The sequence below is a fragment of the Pseudomonas sp. G11 genome (assembly GCF_029457515.1).
Taxonomy (GTDB): Bacteria; Pseudomonadota; Gammaproteobacteria; order Pseudomonadales; family Pseudomonadaceae; genus Aquipseudomonas; species Aquipseudomonas gorinensis.
The window spans coordinates 5,934,062-5,953,571 of sequence record NZ_CP120377.1 but is presented as its reverse complement, the minus strand read 5'-3'; the positions used below and the strand labels follow the sequence as shown (position 1 = coordinate 5,953,571).

General features: G+C 60.4%; 15 protein-coding genes. 7 read left to right on the top strand and 8 right to left on the bottom strand.

Annotated features, from left to right (window positions below; all coding sequences use genetic code 11):
- Nucleotides 1-77: 77 nt before the first annotated feature.
- Nucleotides 78-266 carry a DUF6429 family protein gene (locus tag P2T68_RS27275; RefSeq protein WP_069077445.1) on the top strand — a complete coding sequence of 63 codons (189 nt, stop codon included), beginning with the start codon at nucleotides 78-80 and terminating at the stop codon, nucleotides 264-266.
- Between the two features lie 162 nt (nucleotides 267-428).
- On the opposite strand, the gene P2T68_RS27270 is transcribed toward P2T68_RS27275, so the two are convergent.
- The 3 genes from P2T68_RS27270 to P2T68_RS27260 form a co-directional block, all read right to left on the bottom strand.
- Nucleotides 429-1,175: a methyltransferase domain-containing protein gene (locus tag P2T68_RS27270; protein WP_069076799.1), complete on the bottom strand. Its 747-nt coding sequence runs from the start codon at nucleotides 1,173-1,175 to the stop codon at nucleotides 429-431.
- A 172-nt stretch (nucleotides 1,176-1,347) separates the two neighbouring features.
- Nucleotides 1,348-2,232 carry a DMT family transporter gene (locus P2T68_RS27265; RefSeq protein WP_277378553.1) on the bottom strand — a complete coding sequence of 295 codons (885 nt, stop codon included), beginning with the start codon at nucleotides 2,230-2,232 and terminating at the stop codon, nucleotides 1,348-1,350.
- Between the two features lie 52 nt (nucleotides 2,233-2,284).
- Nucleotides 2,285-3,910 carry a methyl-accepting chemotaxis protein gene (locus P2T68_RS27260; protein WP_168232623.1) on the bottom strand — a complete coding sequence of 542 codons (1,626 nt, stop codon included), beginning with the start codon at nucleotides 3,908-3,910 and terminating at the stop codon, nucleotides 2,285-2,287.
- A gap of 402 nt (nucleotides 3,911-4,312) precedes the next feature.
- Between P2T68_RS27260 and aceK the strand changes: the two genes are divergently transcribed.
- The 5 genes from aceK to P2T68_RS27235 all read left to right on the top strand — a co-directional run bounded on the left by aceK (nucleotide 4,313) and on the right by P2T68_RS27235 (nucleotide 12,461).
- Nucleotides 4,313-6,034 (top strand): bifunctional isocitrate dehydrogenase kinase/phosphatase, encoded by a 1,722-nt coding sequence (gene aceK, locus P2T68_RS27255; RefSeq protein ID WP_024076817.1) that lies wholly within the window; start codon nucleotides 4,313-4,315, stop codon nucleotides 6,032-6,034.
- A gap of 70 nt (nucleotides 6,035-6,104) precedes the next feature.
- Complete coding sequence (gene hrpA / locus P2T68_RS27250; RefSeq protein ID WP_193689644.1) at nucleotides 6,105-10,016, top strand: ATP-dependent RNA helicase HrpA; 3,912 nt, start codon at nucleotides 6,105-6,107, stop codon at nucleotides 10,014-10,016.
- Nucleotides 10,017-10,367: 351 nt separating this feature from the next.
- Nucleotides 10,368-11,489 carry a beta-ketoacyl-ACP synthase III gene (locus tag P2T68_RS27245; protein WP_024076815.1) on the top strand — a complete coding sequence of 374 codons (1,122 nt, stop codon included), beginning with the start codon at nucleotides 10,368-10,370 and terminating at the stop codon, nucleotides 11,487-11,489.
- Nucleotides 11,490-11,616: 127 nt separating this feature from the next.
- The gene (locus tag P2T68_RS27240; RefSeq protein WP_069076803.1) at nucleotides 11,617-12,231 is read left to right on the top strand and encodes an RNA polymerase sigma factor; all 615 of its coding nucleotides are present in this window, start codon (nucleotides 11,617-11,619) and stop codon (nucleotides 12,229-12,231) included.
- Nucleotides 12,225-12,461, top strand: coding sequence for a zf-HC2 domain-containing protein (locus tag P2T68_RS27235; protein WP_024076813.1), 237 nt, complete (start codon nucleotides 12,225-12,227; stop codon nucleotides 12,459-12,461). The genes P2T68_RS27240 and P2T68_RS27235 overlap by 7 nt, the downstream gene beginning before the upstream one ends.
- Nucleotides 12,462-12,581: 120 nt before the next feature.
- Here P2T68_RS27235 and P2T68_RS27230 read toward each other — a convergent pair whose 3' ends face one another.
- Nucleotides 12,582-13,904: a putative porin gene (locus tag P2T68_RS27230; RefSeq protein ID WP_024076812.1), complete on the bottom strand. Its 1,323-nt coding sequence runs from the start codon at nucleotides 13,902-13,904 to the stop codon at nucleotides 12,582-12,584.
- Between the two features lie 283 nt (nucleotides 13,905-14,187).
- Here P2T68_RS27230 and P2T68_RS27225 point away from each other — a divergent pair, with 283 nt between their 5' ends.
- Nucleotides 14,188-15,312 carry a GNAT family N-acetyltransferase gene (locus P2T68_RS27225; protein ID WP_024076811.1) on the top strand — a complete coding sequence of 375 codons (1,125 nt, stop codon included), beginning with the start codon at nucleotides 14,188-14,190 and terminating at the stop codon, nucleotides 15,310-15,312.
- Nucleotides 15,313-15,324: 12 nt separating this feature from the next.
- On the opposite strand, the gene aqpZ is transcribed toward P2T68_RS27225, so the two are convergent.
- From aqpZ to P2T68_RS27205, 4 genes are all read right to left on the bottom strand, one after another.
- A complete protein-coding gene (gene aqpZ / locus P2T68_RS27220) occupies nucleotides 15,325-16,026 on the bottom strand; it encodes an aquaporin Z (RefSeq protein WP_024076810.1) in 702 nt (233 codons plus the stop codon).
- Between the two features lie 188 nt (nucleotides 16,027-16,214).
- On the bottom strand, nucleotides 16,215-18,047 hold the full coding sequence (locus P2T68_RS27215; RefSeq protein WP_024076809.1) for an ABC transporter ATP-binding protein: 1,833 nt from the start codon (nucleotides 18,045-18,047) through the stop codon (nucleotides 16,215-16,217).
- An 83-nt stretch (nucleotides 18,048-18,130) separates the two neighbouring features.
- The gene (locus tag P2T68_RS27210; protein WP_003210708.1) at nucleotides 18,131-18,694 is read right to left on the bottom strand and encodes a peptidylprolyl isomerase A; all 564 of its coding nucleotides are present in this window, start codon (nucleotides 18,692-18,694) and stop codon (nucleotides 18,131-18,133) included.
- A gap of 3 nt (nucleotides 18,695-18,697) precedes the next feature.
- Nucleotides 18,698-19,501, bottom strand: coding sequence for an alpha/beta hydrolase (locus P2T68_RS27205; protein WP_069076804.1), 804 nt, complete (start codon nucleotides 19,499-19,501; stop codon nucleotides 18,698-18,700).
- Between the last annotated feature and the right edge of the window lie 9 nt (nucleotides 19,502-19,510).

Below are 19,510 nucleotides of genomic sequence, written 5' to 3'. Positions count from 1 at the left end.
TATAGTTAATATTCTATCCATCTTCATGGCTGGTGGGGTTTACGATGAGGTTAAAGAATACAGGCGGAGCAACGATCATGGAATACGATGATAAACGGATTGAGGAAGCCGTGTTGCCCCTGTTGGTAACCTTCAGTTTTGATAACGGCAATGCGTGGAAAAAGCTCGACTTCGAGACCGTGAGCCGATTGCATGAATACGGTTTCATCAGTAGTCCTGTGAACAAGAACAAATCAATCCGGTTCACGGCTGAAGGGCTAGAGTGAGGTCGGCAGATAGCCAACCGCTTGTTTGGGGTAAAAAACTCAAGTGGAGCATATATCCGATTCGGATATATGATTTAATACCGGAGCCATACGGTAGAGGGGGGGTATGGATTGAATGTTTTTAACTTACTACCTGTGCTCAGACATTATTCATACTGACTCTTATTTTGAACAGTAAAACGTATCTCTCCAGCCTTCGCTGTAGTCCACCATTGCACTTTCAATTTCAGGGTTCTCTAAAATGAATGTGTTCCAGTCGAACGTCTCTGTCGCATATCCAAAGTGTTTAGCAATAAAGCGTATGGCGCTTCTTGACGGGCGTCCGACGAGGGTTTTTCCGTTTCGCGTCAGTGAGTCGGAGTAAGCCATTTGCTGGTCTTCCACTGGGTCAAGCAGGAGCTGGACGCCATGAGGGTTGGCAAATACAACGCGAGGATCGCTGTTTTCAATGTCCGGTAACTCATCGACTACCGGTGTCACTTCGGTGTCGATTACCACAAGTTTTGCGCCGGTACGTTCGATCAAGTCAAATAATTCAGCATGTCGAATAGTGTGGTAATAAAACCCGAGGCAAAAAACGATATCAAATTCTTTGTTGCTGAGGTGGTCGAATACATCGCCGCACAAAAAATTAAAACGTGAGGGTTCGATACCATACTCGTTAAACGTATCAATGGCGTTGTTAATCAACTCTTGCCGGGGTTCGATACCCGTAACATGGGCCGCACCTGCTTGTAGGGCAGCAAATGACCAACGCCCGTCGTGACTTGCTATATCAAGAACGCGCTTGCCTTTTATTAACTCGATATTCCGCTCCATTATTGCGCAAAACCGCGAATTCAGGCGGTCTGGAAACGGGCTGGTTTGGCTGGTTTTATAAAATCTTGGGAAATTATCAAAAAAGCCCATGTGGTTCCCCTCTACGCAACTTGGCGCGACTCGACATTGAGTCGAATACGCTCAGGATAATACACGACGTGCCTCCTAGCGGAAGACTGCGGTAAGATTTATCCCTTTCCTTGCAGGTTTCCGTCGCTGCTGTTTTTTACAATTATGGATAAAAGCATCCAGGCTGGCTTATTTATAGTTTTTTTGGCCGCAACACCAACCACAACGCCCCCGCAATCAACACCCCGCCATACAGATGCGCCATTGATAACGGCTCGTCGAGCAGCAACGCCCCCCACAGCACGCCGAACGGCGGGATCAGGAAAGTGGTGGTCATCGATCTCACGGGGCCAATCGCAGTGAGCAAGCGGAAGTACAACACATAGGCAAACGCCGTACACACCAGCCCCAGGCCCAGCAGCGACAACCACACCTGCCACCCACCCCAACTCGCGGGCGGATGGCTGATGGCGCTGTAGATAAACAACGGCAGCAGGAACAACGTGGCGCCGAGCATGCTGCCCAGGGCGGAAAGACGACTGTCCAATCCTCCCTGCTGGTCCAGCCAGCGGCGCGCCAGGAACCCGGCAAAGCCATAACACGTAGTCGCCAGCAAACAGGCCAGCGCGCCCATCAATAATTCCAGGTCAAACGCCACCGGGCCCGCGCGGGTCAGTACGCCTACACCGAAAAGCCCCAGGCACACCCCGGCGATTTTCGACGGGGTCAGCCGCTCGCTGAAGAACAGCCCGCCGATCAACACCCCCATCAACGGCGTGGTGGCATTGAAGATCGCCGAGTAACCCGCTGGCAGCACCTGGGCGGCCACCGAATACATCGTCGCGGGAATCCCGGAGTTGATCACCCCCAGCAGCAGGACGGTCTTGAACTTGCCCTGGAAGTCCCAGCGCACGCGCATCATCGCCAGGATCACCAACAACCCTGCGGCGGCAATCGACACGCGGAAAAACGCGGTCGGCACCGTGCCAATCTCTGGCGCGATGATGCGCATGAACAGGAAACTCGCGCCCCAGATGGCGGCGAGCCCCAGCAAGTACAAGGTGTCGACAGGTCTCACGTAACGCTCCTACCTCAATAAGCCGGCGAGTGTTACATGACCTTTCTATGGATTACAGAACAAACCGCGTCACCAGCCCATTCAGGTCCACCGCCAGGCGCGACAGTTCCTGGCTGGCGGCCGAGGTCTGGGTGGCGCCAGCGGCGGTCTGGGTCGACAGGTCCCGGATATTCACCAGGCTGCGGTCCACTTCGCGGGCCACCAACGCTTGTTGCTCGGCGGCGCTGGCGATCACCAGGTTGCGCTGGCTGATCTGCGAGATGGCAGCGGTGATTTTTTCCAGGGCGCTGCCGGCGTTGTTGGCCCGTTGCAAGGTTTGGCCGGCGTGCTCGGCGCTGCTGTTCAAGGCACTGACGGTGTCCTGGGTGCCTTGCTGAATGCCGGCGATCATCTGCTCGATTTCTTCGGTGGAATCCTGGGTACGCTGGGCCAGTGAGCGCACTTCATCGGCGACCACCGCAAAGCCACGCCCGGCCTCACCCGCGCGGGCGGCTTCAATGGCGGCGTTGAGCGCCAGCAGGTTGGTTTGCCCGGCAATGCCGCGGATCACTTCCAGCACCTTGCTGATGTCCTGGGCCTGCATCGCCAGGCCCTCGGCTTTGTTCGAAGCGCCGAGCACTTCGTCCACCAGGTTCTGGATCGAGCTGATGGTTTCGCTGATCTGGTAGTGGCCGTGCTTGCTGTCTTCGTCGGACGCCTGGGACGCTTCGGCGCTGGATACCGCATTGCCCGCCACTTCATCCACCGCCGCGCTCATCTCGGTCACGGCGGTCGCGGCCTGTTCGATCTCGTCGTTCTGCGCTTGCAGGCCACGTGTGCTCTGTTCCATCACCGAACTCATTTCTTCAGCCGCCGATGCCAGTTGCTGCGCCGATTCGCTGATGCCACGGATGGTGGTTTGCAGTTGCGCCTGCATGGTTGCCAGTGCTGTCAGCAGTTGTGCCGGTTCGTCATGGCCCTGCACCACGACGGGCTGGCTCAAGTCTCCGGCGGCAATCGTGCGCGCAACGCTCAGGGCCTGGCCCAGTGGCGCGGTGATGCTGCGGGTCAACAGCCAGGCCAGCAGCAAGGTGGCGACCAGCGCAACGCTGATGATCAGGCCGACAATCCACTGCGCGCGCGTATACACCTGTGCCGCTGCATCGGTTGCGGCTTCCACGCCGTTCTGGTTGAAGGTGATCATGTCCTCCAGGCTCTTGGTGAGGATTCCACCCTGTGGCGCCAGGCGGTTGTTGAGCAGGTCGATAGCGTCCTGCTGCTGGTCCTTATCCACCAGGGCGATCATCTGCCCGACGATGGTGAGGTAAGTGTTCACGTTGGCTTTGACCTGCTTGAGCAGTTCGCGCTCCTGGTCGCTGCTGAGCAGGGTTTCGTGATGGTCCAGCAGGGTTTGCAATTCTGTACGTTGGCGGCTGATCAGGCCTTTGCTGTTGTCACGCACGCGCGACTCGTCGGTGGTTGCCAGGCGCAACGCTTCCAGACGGATGCTGGCCACGTAGGCCGCGCTGTCATGAATATTCTCGATGCTCGGCATCCACGACCCCTCGATCACCAGGGCGCTTTCACGCAGCTTGGCCATCTGACCCAGACCAAACAGGCCGACAATCACCAGCAGGCTGGCCAACACCCCAAAACTCAGACTGGCGCGCAGCCCGATCCTCATGTTCCTCAATGACATCTCAGTGCTCCTCGGGCGATTAAAACCAGTTCCCGGATCGGTCTTCTGACCTTGTTAGGGTGGGAGAGGGCGCGGTATATATCAAAGTGCCATCACTGCGGTAATCAGGGTTTCCCTTAGGCTGTATCGAAATGCTTACACATGCTGAAAACCAGTCGCCGTGCGGGTTTGCCTCGGCTGCTGCGGCCAGGCCACGTGGTTACAGGCTTTCAGATGAAACGTTTAACGTACGAAACGCGACTTTAGGGGGTGTTTATTGACCGTATGGTCGAATTAAAAAAACTGAAAATAAATGTACGATCTGCGCGAAGTTGTACAACCCGTCGGAAAAAATCATCCTTCTCCTGTCACTCTTCACTGGCTAAGCTCAGGGCTTCCAGATGCCCGTTCGAGGTTTCCCGCATGTCGCAATCCACGCCCGCCCTCGCTATTGCGCGGATGATCCTTGAAGGCTTCGACGATTACCGCGAGCACTTTCGCCAGATCACCGACGGCGCCCGCGAACGTTTCGAAAAAGCCCAGTGGCAACTGGGGCAGGCAGCCTCGGCGGCGCGTATCAACCTGTATGAAGAGAAGGTCAGTGAAGTGACCGAGCGCCTGCGGGCTGCCTTCGACGAGGCCACGCTGCTGGATATCGACGTTTGGCCGCTGGTGAAAAGCGCCTATATAGGCCTGATTGACCTGCGCTTTGACGATGAGCTGTCCGAGACTTGGTACAACTCGATTTTCTGCGGCCTGTTCAGCCATGACCTGATCAGCGACGGCTGCATGTTCATCCACACGACCCGGCCGAGCCTGCGTCGGGCGCGAGCGGCGCAGACCCGCATCTACACGCCGGCCGGCAAAATCACCGATATGCTCGCGCAGATCTTCGCCGACTACCGCTTCAGCGAACCCTATGCCGATTTGCCGGCCGACCTGCGCCGCCTAGAAGCACAACTGCGCGAGAACCTGCCGGATTGGGTCTGCAAGGACCCGGAGCTCAAGGTCGAGCTGTTTTCCTCGGTGCTCTACCGCAACAAGGGCGCCTACCTCGTAGGACGCATCTACACCCATGAAGAACAGTGGCCCCTGGTCATCCCGCTGCTGCACCGCGAAGGGCGCGGCATCCAGATCGACGCGCTGATCACCGATGAAGCCGATGTGTCGATCATCTTCTCGTTCACCCGTTCTTACTTCATGGTCGACGTGCCGGTACCGGCGGAATTCATCGGCTTTCTCAAGCGCATCCTGCCGGGCAAGCACATCGCCGAGCTGTACACCTCCATCGGGTTCTACAAGCACGGCAAGTCGGAGTTCTACCGCGCGCTGATCAACCACCTGGCGACCACCGATGACCAGTTCATCATGGCCCCCGGCGTGCGCGGCATGGTCATGAGCGTGTTCACGCTGCCGGGCTTCAACACCGTGTTCAAGATCATCAAGGACCGCTTCTCGCCGTCGAAAAACGTCAACCGCGCCACGGTGATCGAGAAATACCGCCTGGTCAAAAGCGTCGACCGCGTCGGGCGCATGGCCGATACCCAGGAGTTCGCCGACTTTCGCTTCCCCTTGAGCAAGTTCGAGCCCGAGTGCCTGGCCGAATTGCTCGATGTGGCCGCCGGCACCGTCGAAGTGGAGGGCGACACCGTGCTGATCCGCCACTGCTGGACCGAACGGCGCATGACCCCGCTCAACCTCTACCTCGACAACGCCAACGACGCTCAAGTGCGCGAAGCCCTGGAAGACTACGGCCTGGCCATCAAGCAATTGGCGGCGGCGAATATCTTTCCCGGTGACATGTTGCTGAAGAACTTCGGCGTCACCCGCCACGGCCGTGTGGTGTTCTACGACTATGACGAAATCTGCTTCCTGACCGAGGCCAATTTCCGCCACATCCCCGCACCCCGCACCCCCGAGGATGAAATGGCCTCCGAGCCCTGGTACTCCATCGGCCCGCTGGATGTGTTCCCCGAAGAATTCCCGCCGTTCCTGTTTGCCGACGCTGGCCAGCGCAAGCTGTTCAATGAACTGCACGGCGAGCTGTATAACGCCGATTACTGGAAAAGCCTGCAAGACGCGATTCGGGCCGGCAAGGTCATCGATGTGTTCCCTTACCGGCGCAAGGACCGCGATAACGAATGAGGGGCGCGCGCGGCGGCGGTTTTCTGCGACAATCCGCCCCCTGCATAAATAGACGACCCAAACGCACCTGATGACTGACCAAGCGCCTGCTATCGACCAACTGCTGAAAAACCTCGACCACGCCATGCTCGCCGACCGCCACCGCTTGCGGCGGCAGTTGCTCGAGCTGCGCAAGAAGCCCGATGAGGAGAAGCTGGCGCAGTGGGTCACGCGCATGCAGGCGTCCTGTGCCCAGGTCACGGCGCGGCGTGCCAGCCTGCCGGTGATTCGCTACGACGACAGCCTGCCGATTGCCGCCAAGCGCGATGAGATCAAGGAAGCATTGCTCAAGCATCAGGTGCTGATCATTGCGGGCGAAACTGGCTCGGGTAAAACCACCCAACTGCCGAAAATCTGCCTGGAAATCGGCCGCGGCCAACACGGCCTGATCGGTCATACCCAGCCGCGCCGGATTGCCGCGCGCAGCGTCGCCAGTCGCGTCGCCGAAGAGTTGGCCACGCCGCTGGGCGCGCTGGTCGGCTATCAGGTGCGCTTTGAAGACCAAAGCGACTCCAACACCCTGATCAAGCTGATGACCGATGGCATCCTGCTGGCCGAAACCCAGAACGATCGCTACCTCGAACGCTACGACACGATCATCGTCGACGAAGCCCACGAACGCAGCCTGAACATCGACTTCCTGCTCGGCTACCTGAAGACCCTGCTGCCGCGTCGTCCGGACCTGAAGGTGATCATCACCTCGGCAACCATCGACCTGGAGCGTTTCTCCAAGCACTTCGACGATGCGCCGATTGTCGAGGTTTCGGGCCGCACCTTTCCGGTGGACACTTGGTACCGTCCACTGACCCTGGAACAGGACGAAGAGGGCAATCGTGTCGAAGATGACTTGACCGTCGACCAGGCCATCCTCGCCACCCTCGATGAAATCGCCGCCTATGAGCGCAGCGAGCGGCGCAGCCCCGGCGATGTGCTGGTGTTTTTGCCCGGCGAGCGCGAGATTCGTGACGCCGCCGACATGCTGCGCAAGGCGCAGCTCAAGCACACTGAAATTCTGCCGCTGTACGCGCGCCTGTCGCCGGCCGAACAGCAGCGTATCTTCCAGTCCCATCCCGGACGACGTGTGGTGCTGGCGACCAACGTTGCCGAAACCTCGCTGACCGTGCCGGGCATCCGCTATGTGATCGACAGCGGCACCGCACGCATCAGCCGCTACAGCTACCGCGCCAAGGTGCAGCGCCTGCCGATCGAGGCGATTTCCCAGGCCAGCGCCAACCAGCGTAAAGGCCGTTGCGGGCGGGTTGAACCGGGGATCTGCATTCGCTTGTACAGCGAAGAAGACTTTATCGGGCGCCCGGAATTTACCGACCCGGAAATCCTGCGCACCAACCTGGCTGCCGTGATCCTGCAGATGCTGCACCTGCGCCTGGGTGAAATCACCGACTTCCCGTTTATCGAGCCGCCGGATGGCAAGGCGATCAGCGACGGTTTCAACCTGTTGCAGGAGCTCTCGGCCGTCGACCGCAACAGTCAGCTGACGCCGCTGGGGCGCCAATTGGCGCGCCTGCCGGTGGACCCGCGCATGGGCCGCATGCTGCTGGAAGCCGCCAAGCTCGGCAGCTTGCAGGAAGTACTCATCGTGGCCAGCGCCATGTCGATCCAGGACCCACGCGAGCGCCCACCGGAACGCCAGCAGGCCGCCGACCAGGCCCACGCACAATGGAAGGACCCGGATTCGGACTTCGCCGGGTTGGTCAACCTCTGGCGCGGCTTTGAAGAACAACGCCAGGAACTGACCGCCAGCCCGCTGCGCAACTGGTGCCGCAAGAACTTCCTCAACTATTTGCGCCTGCGCGAGTGGCGAGACTCCCATCGTCAGTTGAGCTTGATCTGTCGCGACATGCAGTTGACGGTCAATAAGGAACCGGCGGACTTCCCCAAACTGCACAAGGCGGTGCTGTCTGGCCTGCTCAGCCAGATCGGCCAGAAGACCGAAGACGGCGATTACCTCGGCGCGCGTCAGCGGCGCTTCTGGATTCATCCGTCGTCGGGCATCGGCAAGAAGCGCCCGCAATGGTTGATGACCGCCGAACTGGTGGAAACCACCAAGCTGTATGCGCGCATGGTGGCCAAGATCGATGCCGACTGGATCGAGCCATTGGCCGGGCACCTGATCAAGAAAAACCACTTCGAGCCCCATTGGGAGAAGAAGCGCGGCCAAGTCGTGGCGTTCGAGCAGATCACCTTGTTCGGGCTGATTGTGGTCGGTCGGCGGCCGGTGCATTACGGGCCCATCGACCCGGTGGTGTCCCGCGAGCTGTTTATCCGCGAGGGCCTGGTGCGCGGCGAGATTCAGTCCCGCGCCAAGTGCCTGGCGGCCAACCAGCAACTGCTGGAGCAGCTCGACGAACTGGAAGCCAAGGCGCGCCGTCGCGACATCCTGGCGGACGAAGAAACCCTCTACGCCTTCTACGATGCGCGCTTGCCGGCGGAGATCCACCAGACCGCCACCTTCGACAGCTGGTACAAGGTCAACAGCCAGAAAGACCCGCAATTGCTGATCATGCGCGAAGAAGACGTGCTGGCCCGCGAAGCCAGCGAAGTCACTGCCGCACATTACCCCGACACCCTGCACCTGGGCGACCTGGAACTGGCCCTGAGTTACCACTTCGAGCCCAACCATCCGCGCGACGGCGTGACCCTGCGGGTACCGGCGCCGCTGCTGCCGGCCTTGCCGCCGGAGCGTCTCGAATGGCTGGTGCCGGGGGTGATCGAAGCCAAGTGCATCGCGCTGGTGCGTAACCTGCCCAAGGCACTGCGCAAAAACTTCGTGCCGGTGCCGGATTTCGTCAAGGCCGCGCTGCAACGCATCGAATTTGGCCAGGGCTCGCTGCCCCAGGCATTGGGCCGCGAACTGCTGCGCATGACCGGCGCGCGGGTCAGTGATGAAGCCTGGGCCGAGGCCGCGCAGCAAGTCGACAGCCACTTGAGGATGAACCTGGAAGTGGTCGACGGCCAGGGCAAGTTCCTCGGCGAAGGCCGCGACCTGGCCGAGCTGACCGCGCGCTTTGCCGAAGCCAGCCAGGCCGCATTGGCCGTGCCGCAGACCGCGAAAAGCCAGCAACCGGTGCAAGCCAAGGCGTTCGCGGCGGTGGCCGAGAAGACCCAGCAGAAGATCGCCGGGCTGTCGATGACGGTGTACCCGGCGCTGGTGGAGGAGGGTGGCACGGTCAAGGAGGGGCGTTTCTCAACGGCCGCGGAGGCTGAATTCCAGCACCGCCGCGCGTTGCAACGCTTGCTGATGCAGCAACTGGCTGAACCGGCGAAATTCCTGCGCGGCAAGTTGCCCGGCCTGACCGAATTGGGCCTGATGTACCGCGAACTGGGGCGTATCGATGCCTTGGTGGAAGACATCCTGCTGGCCAGCCTCGACAGTTGCGTGCTGGACGGCGAAGCCAGCCTGCCGCGCGACGGTGCCGGCCTGGCGGCCTTGGCCGAACGTAAGCGTGGCAGCTGGACCGAGCACGCCGAACGCCTGGCGCGCTTGACCCTGGAGGTGCTGAAGCTCTGGCACGGCCTGCAAAAGCGCTTCAAAGGCAAGATCGACCTGGCCCAGGCGGTGGCCTTGAACGATATCAAGCAACAGTTGAGCAATCTGGTCTATCCCGGTTTTGTGCGGGAAACCCCGGCGCAATGGTTCAAGGAGCTGCCGCGTTTCCTCAAGGCCATCGAGCTGCGCCTGGAGAAGCTGCCGAGCCAGGTGCAAAAGGACCGGGTGTGGAGCACCGAGCTGGGCGGCCTTTGGGCGCAGTACCAGAACCGCCTGAACAAACATGCCCAGGAAGGCAAGCGCGACCCTCAGTTGGAACTCTATCGCTGGTGGTTGGAGGAGTATCGCGTGTCGTTGTTTGCCCAGCAGTTGGGCACCAAGGTACCGATTTCCGACAAGCGCCTGAGCAAGCAGTGGAGCCAGGTAGAACCCTGAAGCCTCTCCCTGCCTCCAGGACTGGGCAGGTCCAAATGTGGGAGGGGGCTTGCCCCCGATAGCGGTGTGTCAGGCAAAGATTCTGTGACTGATACACCGCTATCGGGGTGTAGCCCCCTCCCACATTAGAAATCGGTGCGCTTTGAACAGTGGCATATGGCGCCAAATCCCTGGGTTTGTGGCAAACTTCGCGGTTATAAATGCCGGGATCGTCGTGATGGGCTGGTGCGCAGCCGCGGCGCGATGGAATAAAGCGTTGCCAGTTTGGTGCCCGCGGTGGGGAATCGGACTACTTACAGTTTGGTACGACGGTACCAATATCTTCTGCCTGACAGATTTAGAGGAACGACCGTGCATAACGTCGTCATCAGCGGCACTGGCTTGTACACCCCGGCCAACAGCATCTCCAACGAAGAGCTGGTGCAGTCTTTCAATACCTACGTGCAGCAGTTCAACAGCGACAACGCCGCTGCCATCGAGCGCGGCGAGGTGCAGGCGCTGACCGAGTCCAGCGCAGCCTTTATCGAGAAGGCCTCCGGTATCAAAAGCCGCTTTGTCATGGACAAGGACGGCATTCTCGACCCGCAACGCATGGCCCCGCGCCTGCCCGAGCGCAGCAACGATGAATGGTCGGTCCTGTGCCAGATGGCTATTGGTGCCGCCGAGCAAGCCCTGCAGCGCGCCGGCAAGACCGCCGCCGATATCGACGGCGTGATCGTTGCCTGTTCCAACCTGCAGCGTGCGTACCCCGCCATCGCCATTGAAGTCCAGGAAGCCCTGGGCATCGAGGGGTTTGGTTTCGATATGAACGTGGCGTGTTCCTCGGCCACCTTCGGCATCCAGAATGCCGCCAACAGCATCCAGCTGGGCCAGGCCCGGGCGATCCTGATGGTCAACCCCGAAGTTTGCACCGGCCACTTGAACTTCCGTGACCGCGACAGCCATTTCATCTTCGGTGACGCCGCCACGGCCGTGATCCTGGAGCGCGCCGACCTGGCAACTTCCGAGCACCAGTTCGAGGTGGTGAGCACCAAGCTGTTGACCAAGTTCTCCAATAACATCCGCAACAACTTCGGCTTCCTCAACCGTGCGGCGGAAGAGGGCATCGGAGCGCCCGACAAGCTGTTCGTGCAGGAAGGCCGCAAAGTCTTCCGCGATGTCTGCCCGATGGTCGCCGAGCTGATCGGTGTGCACCTGGAAGAGAACCAGCTGAATGTGGCCGATGTGAAGCGCTTCTGGCTGCACCAGGCCAACCTGAGCATGAACCACCTGATCGTGAAGAAACTGCTGGGCCGCGAAGCCACGGTGGAAGAAGCACCGGTGATCCTCGACACTTACGCCAATACCAGTTCGGCAGGTTCGGTGATTGCGTTCCACACCTACCAGGACGACTTGCCCAAGGGCGCCGTGGCGGTGCTCAGCTCGTTCGGCGCCGGGTACTCCATTGGTAGCGTGATCCTGCGCAAACGCTGATCTACCGGTCGGTCACGATCCAATGTGGGAGCTGGCTTGCCTGCGATTGCATCACTGCGGTGCCAGCATCGCAGGCAAGCCAGCTCACACGGGAATCGGGTTTTCCACGGTGGAATCGAGGTAGACGATGGCGGCAGCGGACGATGCGCACCTGCTTGAACGCTTGCTCAAGGGCGAGCAGCGGGCCTACAAGGAATTGGTCACCCAATACCAGAGCGCCATGCGCGCGGTGGCCTATGCCATCGTCGGTCAGCGCCATGCCGATGAAATCGTGCAGGACGCCTGGCTGGCGGTCGTGCGCAACCTGCCCAAGTTCGAAGGACGCTCCAGTCTCAAGACCTGGCTGCTGACCATCACTGCCAACGCCGCCAAGAGCCGTTACAAACAGAATCGCCGGGAAGTGCTGCTCGACGATTTGCCCTCGCCCCATGGGACGATCGGTGATGAGCGTTTCTCGCCCGAAGATGGCCACTGGGCCGTCGCCCCCTATGCCTGGCACCAGGACACGCCGGAAGCCCTGCTGACCGAGGAAGAGCTGCGCAAGTGCCTGGAGCATACGTTGCTGAGTCTGTCTGAGTTGCAAGGCAGCGTGTTGGTGTTGCGCGAACGCCAGGGCCTGGAACTGGAAGAGATCTGTAATCTTCTGACGCTGTCGCTCTCCAACGTTCGTGTGCTGCTGCATCGAGCGCGGCTTAAAGTCTTCGCCACGGTGGAGCATTTTGAGGAAACGGGCGAATGTTGACCTGTAAAGAGCAAGTGGCACGTTCCAGTGACTATCTCGATGGGCAATTGACCTTTCGCGAGCGCCTGCTGGTGCGTCATCACTTGATGTTTTGCCCGAACTGTCGGCGGTTTATCCGCCAGATGCGCCTGATGCAGGCGACGTTGCGGATCTTGCCGCAGCCGCCGGTCGACGATGCGGATGCCTTGGCACAGCGGCTGGCTGCCGAGCGGCTCAAGGATCAGGAGTAGCGGGGAAGCAAAAGCAGGCTCGCGTGGGTGAGTCGAACGGATGATGGGGACCGATTCACCCACGCAAGGCTGTTACAGCCACCTCGGGCCGTCCTGGCCCAAGGCTTGTCACACGGGTATTCAGAACTTGGCTTCAGCATCCAACTGCAGGGTGTTGGTGTTGGCGTCGCGCTGAGTGCGGCTGGCGTAGTCAGCCTTGGTCAGGAAGTACGTGGCGCCGACGGCGAAGTTTTTGTCGATGTCGTAGCTGACCTTCATCTTGTGGCCGCGCGAACCGGTGGTGCCGTTGCCGAAGTCCGAATCGGTGAAGGCGCCTACAACAGCGTTACGTTGCGTATCGCGGTAGTTGTAGTCCAGGTTGAAGCCGAACACCTTGGACTTGGCACCCAGCAACCAGGCAGTGTCCTGGTCGTTGGAGGCGTCGTTGTTCTTCACGTACTGGCCGTAGAACGCCAGTGGCACGGCCAGGCCGCCGATGTCTGCCTGGGCAAACCCTTCGTACAGGCGGAATTGTTCGTTTGGCGAGTTGCCGTTGACCGCCAGTGCGCAAGGTGTGCTGGTGGTGGTACAGGCACTGTTTTCGTCGTTCTGGTAGGCGTAGATGCTGCCGCCCAGGGTCATTTTCAGGTTGTCGGTCACCGAGAAGCGTGTGCCCAACTGGCCGGAAGTCAGGCGCAGGTCGTGGCGAAATTGCACGCCGTCGCCGTCGACGTTGTCCTTGAGGTTGTAGTTACCGATGCTGCCGAACAGCTCGGCGCTGCTACCCAGTGGGTATTTGTAGGTCAATGCCAGGCCTTCCGGGTTGATATCGCTATCCCAGATCACGTCGCCCATGTTCACCCAAGGCTGGAGCATTTTGCCGCCGATCACGTGCAGGTTCTTGATCTGCTCGGGGTGGTAGTCGATGTAGCCAAGGTCCAGCCAGATCGACTTCTTGTCGAAGTAGTTATCCTGGTCCTGGTTGGTGGACCGCGCGTCGTCGCTGCTGCCCGTGGCGATACGGATGCCGGTGTCGACCTGGGAGTTGATCTCGGTGTAGGCGCCCAGGCGGGCACGAATGCGCTGACGGTCCTTGTCACGGCCACCGTTGTTGGATTCGCCCTGGATCTTCACGGTCTCCTGGCGGAAACGTACGTCACCCTTGAACTGCGTCTTCGCGGCCCATGCCAGCTTCTGATCGAAGACGCTGAGGTCGTTGGTTTTTTTCGCGGTGGCCGCGATCTGTTCGTTGGTCTCTTGTTGAGCTTGCTGAGCGATCTGCTTTTCTTTCTGATCCTTGGCCAGTTCAGCTTGCAGTTCGGTGTACTGCGCTGCGGTGATCTGGCCGTTGGCCTTGAGCATGTCGAGCAATTTAGCGTCGACTGCGGCGCTGGCAGGAACGCTCAGGGCCAGTAACAGGCCACCGCACAGGACCGCCGCAGTTTTAGTGGAAGCAAGACGCATATCAATCTCCGAAAGTGAGGAGGGATGGCAAACCATCCAGGACACAACCGACCGAGGACGGACGGAAAAAATAGCCGCCCGGTAGAACCAGGCGCTCTAAAAACAGGCGTCAGTATCGCGATGGTTTATGACGGCGCAGTGGCGAAGTAATGTCATCTACATGACAAATTATTTAAGAAGGAACTATTGGCATGCAGCCTTGTCCGGCGATTTGAGGGTGTACTGGGTCCGGCGATAAGCGATACTCGCCAGGCTTTCACGCCCTGAAGTAGTGAGGATGCCGATGCCGTTGCAACGCCTGCCAAGCCTGTCCGAAACCGCCCCTCAGACCTGGGATGCCCTGGTGCCGCACGCCCAACCGTTCGTGCGTCATGCGTTCCTGAGTGCGCTGGAGGACAGCGGTAGCGTCGGCCCCCATTCCGGCTGGCAACCGGAGCATCTGTTGCACTGGGAGGGCGATCGGCTGGTCGCGGCGTTACCCGGCTATCGCAAATGGCACTCCTACGGCGAGTACGTGTTCGATCACGGCTGGGCGGATGCCTGTGAGCGTGCCGGTATCGACTATTACCCCAAGCTGCTGACGGCCGTACCGTTCAGTCCGGTCAGCGGACCGCGCGTGTTGGCGGCCAATGCCGCCGACGCTTTTGAACTGCTCCAAAGCCTGCCGGGCTACCTGGAAATCGAGGGGCTCTCCGGCGCCCATATCAATTTCACCGATGCGTTGGCCGATGACGCCCTGGCCCAGCAGCCGGGCTGGATGCAGCGCCTGGGTTGTCAGTTTCACTGGCAGAACCGTGGCTATCGCGACTTTCAGGACTTTCTCGATGCCCTGAGTTCACGCAAGCGCAAACAGATGCGCAAGGAGCGCGAACAGGTGGCGGGGCAGGGCATTGAATTTGAGTGGCTACAAGGCCATGAACTGAGCGAAGCGCAATGGGATTTTGTCTATGCCTGCTACGCCAACACCTACGCCGTCAGACGCCAATCGCCGTACCTGACCCGCGCGTTTTTCAGCCTGCTCGCCGAGCGCATGCCCGAAGCTATCCGCGTGGTGCTGGCCAAGCAAGGCGCCCGCCCGGTGGCCATGGCGTTCAGCCTGGTCGGTGGCGACAGTTTCTACGGCCGCTACTGGGGCTGCCTGGCGGAGTTTGACCGCCTGCATTTCGAAACCTGTTTCTACCAGGGCATGGACTACGCCATCGCCCACGGCCTGCAACGTTTCGACGCCGGCGCCCAGGGCGAGCACAAGTTGATTCGCGGGTTTGAGCCGGTGATTACCCGGTCATGGCATTACTTGCGTCATCCGGGGTTGAAAAAAGCCGTTGAGGATTTCCTGGCGCGCGAGCGGGTGGGGATCCTGGCGTATGCCGAAGAGGCGAGGGCAGCCCTGCCTTACCGGCAGGGCTGAACCCGCGCGGCCTCAGGCCGGCTCCTCTTTGCCCAGCCATCGATAGGTAAAACCGCCGACCACCGCGCCGAGAATCGGCGCGAGCCAGAACATCCACAACTGCTGGATCGCCCACCCGCCCACGATCAGCGCCGGGCCCGTACTGCGGGCCGGGTTGACCGAGGTGTTGGTCACGGGGATGGAGATCAGGTGGATCAAGGTCAGGGCCAGGCCGATGGCGATCGGCGCGAGGCCCTTCGGGGCACGAGGGTCGGTGGCGCCAAGGATGATCAGCACGAACATCGTCGTCATCACTAACTCACAGACAAACCCCGCAGCCAATGAGTAGCCCCCCGGCGAATGTTCGGCATAGCCGTTGGAGGCCAGGCCCGACGCCAGTTCAAACCCTGGCTTGCCGCTGGCGATGAAGTACAGCAGCGCTGCAGCGACCGTGCCGCCAATTACCTGGGCCACGATATAGGCCGGTAACTCCCTGGCCGGAAACCGCCCGCCCACCACCAGCCCCACCGATACCGCCGGGTTCAGGTGACAACCGCTGATGTGTCCGATGGCGACGGCCATGGTCAGCACCGTGAGCCCGAACGCCAGGGCTACACCCAACAACCCGATGCCGACGGCGGGAAACGCCGCGGCCAACACCGCACTCCCGCAACCGCCCAACACCAGCCAAAACGTGCCCAACCCTTCTGTGACTGAACGCTTGAACAAAGACATGCAACCCGTCCTTGATAGATCGCTCTACCGAATCAGTAAATCAGTGATGCTCCCTGCGGATTTACTTCAGCGCCCGCCTGGGCACTGCACTGAGTACAGCACGGTTCCGGCACAAATCCAGGGTACTCATGGGGGAGGGAGCAAGCTCCCTCCCTCTCACATTTTGAGTTGCGTAGGCCCGGCAGTTTTCAATCGATACCGACAAACCCGCCAGTCTGGTGTTGCCACAACCGCGCATACAGCCCGCCATGGGCCAGCAGCTCGGCATGGCTGCCGCTCTCGGCGATCTGGCCCTTCTCCAGCACCACCAGGCGATCCATGCGTGCGATGGTCGACAATCGGTGCGCAATCGCAATCACCGTCTTGCCTTGCATCAGGGTCTCCAGGCTTTCCTGGATGGCGGCTTCCACTTCCGAGTCCAGCGCCGACGTGGCTTCGTCCATGATCAGGATCGGCGCGTCCTTGAGCAGTACGCGGGCGATGGCAATCCGTTGCCGTTGGCCGCCGGAGAGTTTGACCCCGCGCTCACCCACGTGTGCATCCAGCCCGGTACGTCCTTCGGCATCCGACAGCAGCGGGATGAACTCATCGGCGCGCGCCTTGTGCACGGCGGCCCAGAGTTCTTCATCGGTCGCATCCGGTTTGCCATACAGCAGGTTGTCGCGGATCGAGCGGTGCAGCAGCGAGGTGTCCTGGGTGATCATGCCGATCTGTTCGCGCAGGGATTCCTGGGCAACCTCGGCGATGTCCTGGCCGTCGATCAGGATGCGCCCGCCCTGCAGGTCGTAGAGGCGCAGCAGCAGGTTGACCAGGGTCGATTTGCCCGCGCCGGACGGGCCGATCAGGCCGATTTTTTCCCCGGCCTTGATGGTCAGGTTCAGGCCGCCAATGATCCCGCTCTTCTTGCCATAGTGAAAATCCACCTGCTCGAAGCGCACTTCCCCATGGGGGACGCTCAGGCGCGGGGCGTTTTCGCGGTCGATTACCGCCAGTGGCTGGGCGATGGTTTTCAAGCCGTCCTGCACCATGCCGATGTTTTCGAAGATGCCGTTGACCACCCACATGATCCAGCCGGACATGTTGACGATACGAATCACCAGACCGGTCGCCAGCGCAATCGCGCCTACGGAAATCAGCGAGTGGGTCCACAACCACAGGGCCAGGCCAGTGGTGGTGACGATCAGCAGGCCATTCATGGTGGTGATCACCACGTCCATGCTGGTCACCACGCGGCTGGCCAGTTGGGTTTTTTCGGTCTGCTCGATGAGCGCTTCCTTGGCGTATTGCTGCTCGTAATGGGTGTGAGCAAACAGCTTCAAGGTGGTGATGTTGGTGTAGCCGTCGACAATCCGGCCCATCAATTTGGAGCGCGCCTCGGAGGAAATCACCGAGCGCTCTTTCACCCTGGGCACGAAGTAGCGCAGCGCCAGGCTGTAGCAGACGATCCAGGTCACCAGCGGGATCATCAGGCGCCAGTCGGCTTCGGCAAACAACACCAGCGAGCTGATCGCATAGATCGCCACGTGCCAGATCGCATCCACCGCCGCGACAGCGGAGTCGCGCAGGGAGTTGCCGGTCTGCATGATGCGCTGGGCAATACGCCCGGCGAAGTCGTTCTGGAAGAAATTCAGGCTCTGCTTGAGCACGTAGCTGTGGTTCTGCCAGCGGATCAGGCTGGTCATGCCGGGGCTGATGGTCTGGTGCACCAGCAGGTCATGCAGGGCACCGAAGATCGGGCGCAGCAGCAGGGCCACCACGGCCATCCAGATCAGTTCGGTGCTGTGCAACTGGAAGAAGTTCGCCGGGGGCGTCCCCTGGGCCAGGTCGATAATGCGGCTCAGGTAGCTGAACAGCGCGACCTCGATCAGCGCACCGATCAGGCCCACCACCAGCAGCGCGGCAAAACTCGGCCACACCTGGCGCAGGTAATAGAGATAGAAGGGCAGGACTTTATCGGGAGGGGCCGCGCTGGGGGCTTCGCGGAAGATGTCGATCAGTTGTTCAAAACGACGATAGAGCATTAGGGTTGACGCCCGCCTGGCGGGCTCTCCTGTTCAAATGCGTGCGGTGCCTGGTGGGCGCCGCACGGAACTACCTGCAGACCTCAGTCGATGCGCTTGGCCGACTTGATCAGGACAGGATCGATAGGCACGTTCTGCATGCCTTGCTTGGTGGTGGTCTGCGAGTTGACGATGATGTCGACCACGTCCATGCCCTTGACTACCTTGGCGAACACGGCATAACCGGCGTCGCGACCTGGATCGAGGAAGGCATTGTCGGCGACGTTGATGAAGAATTGGCTGGTGGCCGAGTTCGGATCGTTGGTGCGCGCCATGGACAAGGTGCCACGTACGTTGTGCAAGCCATTGCTGGCTTCGTTCTTGATCGGCGCTTCGGTCGGTTTTTGCGACATCTGCTGGGTGAACCCGCCGCCCTGGACCATGAAGCCCGGGATCACGCGGTGGAAAATCGTGTTGGTGTAGAAGCCCTTGTCGACGTAGGCCAGGAAGTTTTTGGTACTGATCGGCGCCTTGACCGGGTCCAGTTCGATTTCAATGTCGCCATTGGTGGTGGTGATCAGTACGTGCGGCGCCTTGGCAGGCTCGGCCGCCATCAGGTTGGCAGCGAACAATACGGAACCGGCGAAGAAGGCGATTTTTTTCAGCATGGGTCAGTGATCCTGGGTAGTGGTTTCGACTGTCTTTAGAAAATCGAGCAACGTAGCGTTAAAGACTTCGGGTTGGTCCAAGGGCGTGGCATGGCGGGAATCCTCGATCACCACCAGCCGCGCATCGGGCAGCAGTTTTACATAGATTTCTTTCTGCGCCACGGGGGTGTAGTCGTGGTCGGCGCTGATGACCAGGGTTGGACAGGTAATCCTCGAAAGTCGTTCCTGTACGCCCCAGCCCACAATCGCGTCGAAGCTGGCGAGATAAGCACGTTTGTCGTTTTTTGCCCAGCGTTCGGCCATCTTGCGGCGCAGGTCGGCCTGGTGCGGTTTGGGGAACAGTCGGTCGCCGAGAGCTTTGCCGATCGTGGCCAGGCTGAGCACGCGCGCGAGGGTCCAGCGCTTGGCCCACTGCCAGTAATCATCGGCACTGCGAACCTTGACCTCGGGCGCGCTGTTGACGATGCACAGGCTCTTGACCAGGCCGGGCTCGTCCACCGCCAGCTGGAAGGCGATCATCCCCCCCATGGACAAGCCCACCACATGGGCGGGCGGCAGGTCCAGGTGTTCGATCAGGGCGAGCAGGTCGAAGGTAAAGCCCTGGATACTGTAGCGCTCTCGAGGTTTGTCGGAGCGCCCATGGCCGCGTACATCCACCACGATCAAGCGGTAATGCCTGGCCAGCACCGGGATCTGCAGCTCCCAATCCTGGCTGCTGGAGCCCAGGCCATGGATCAGGATCAGCGGCGTGCCGTGACCGTATTCCTCGTAATGCAGGTTGCAGCCTTCGTGGTCGAACCAGGCCATGCTTGAACT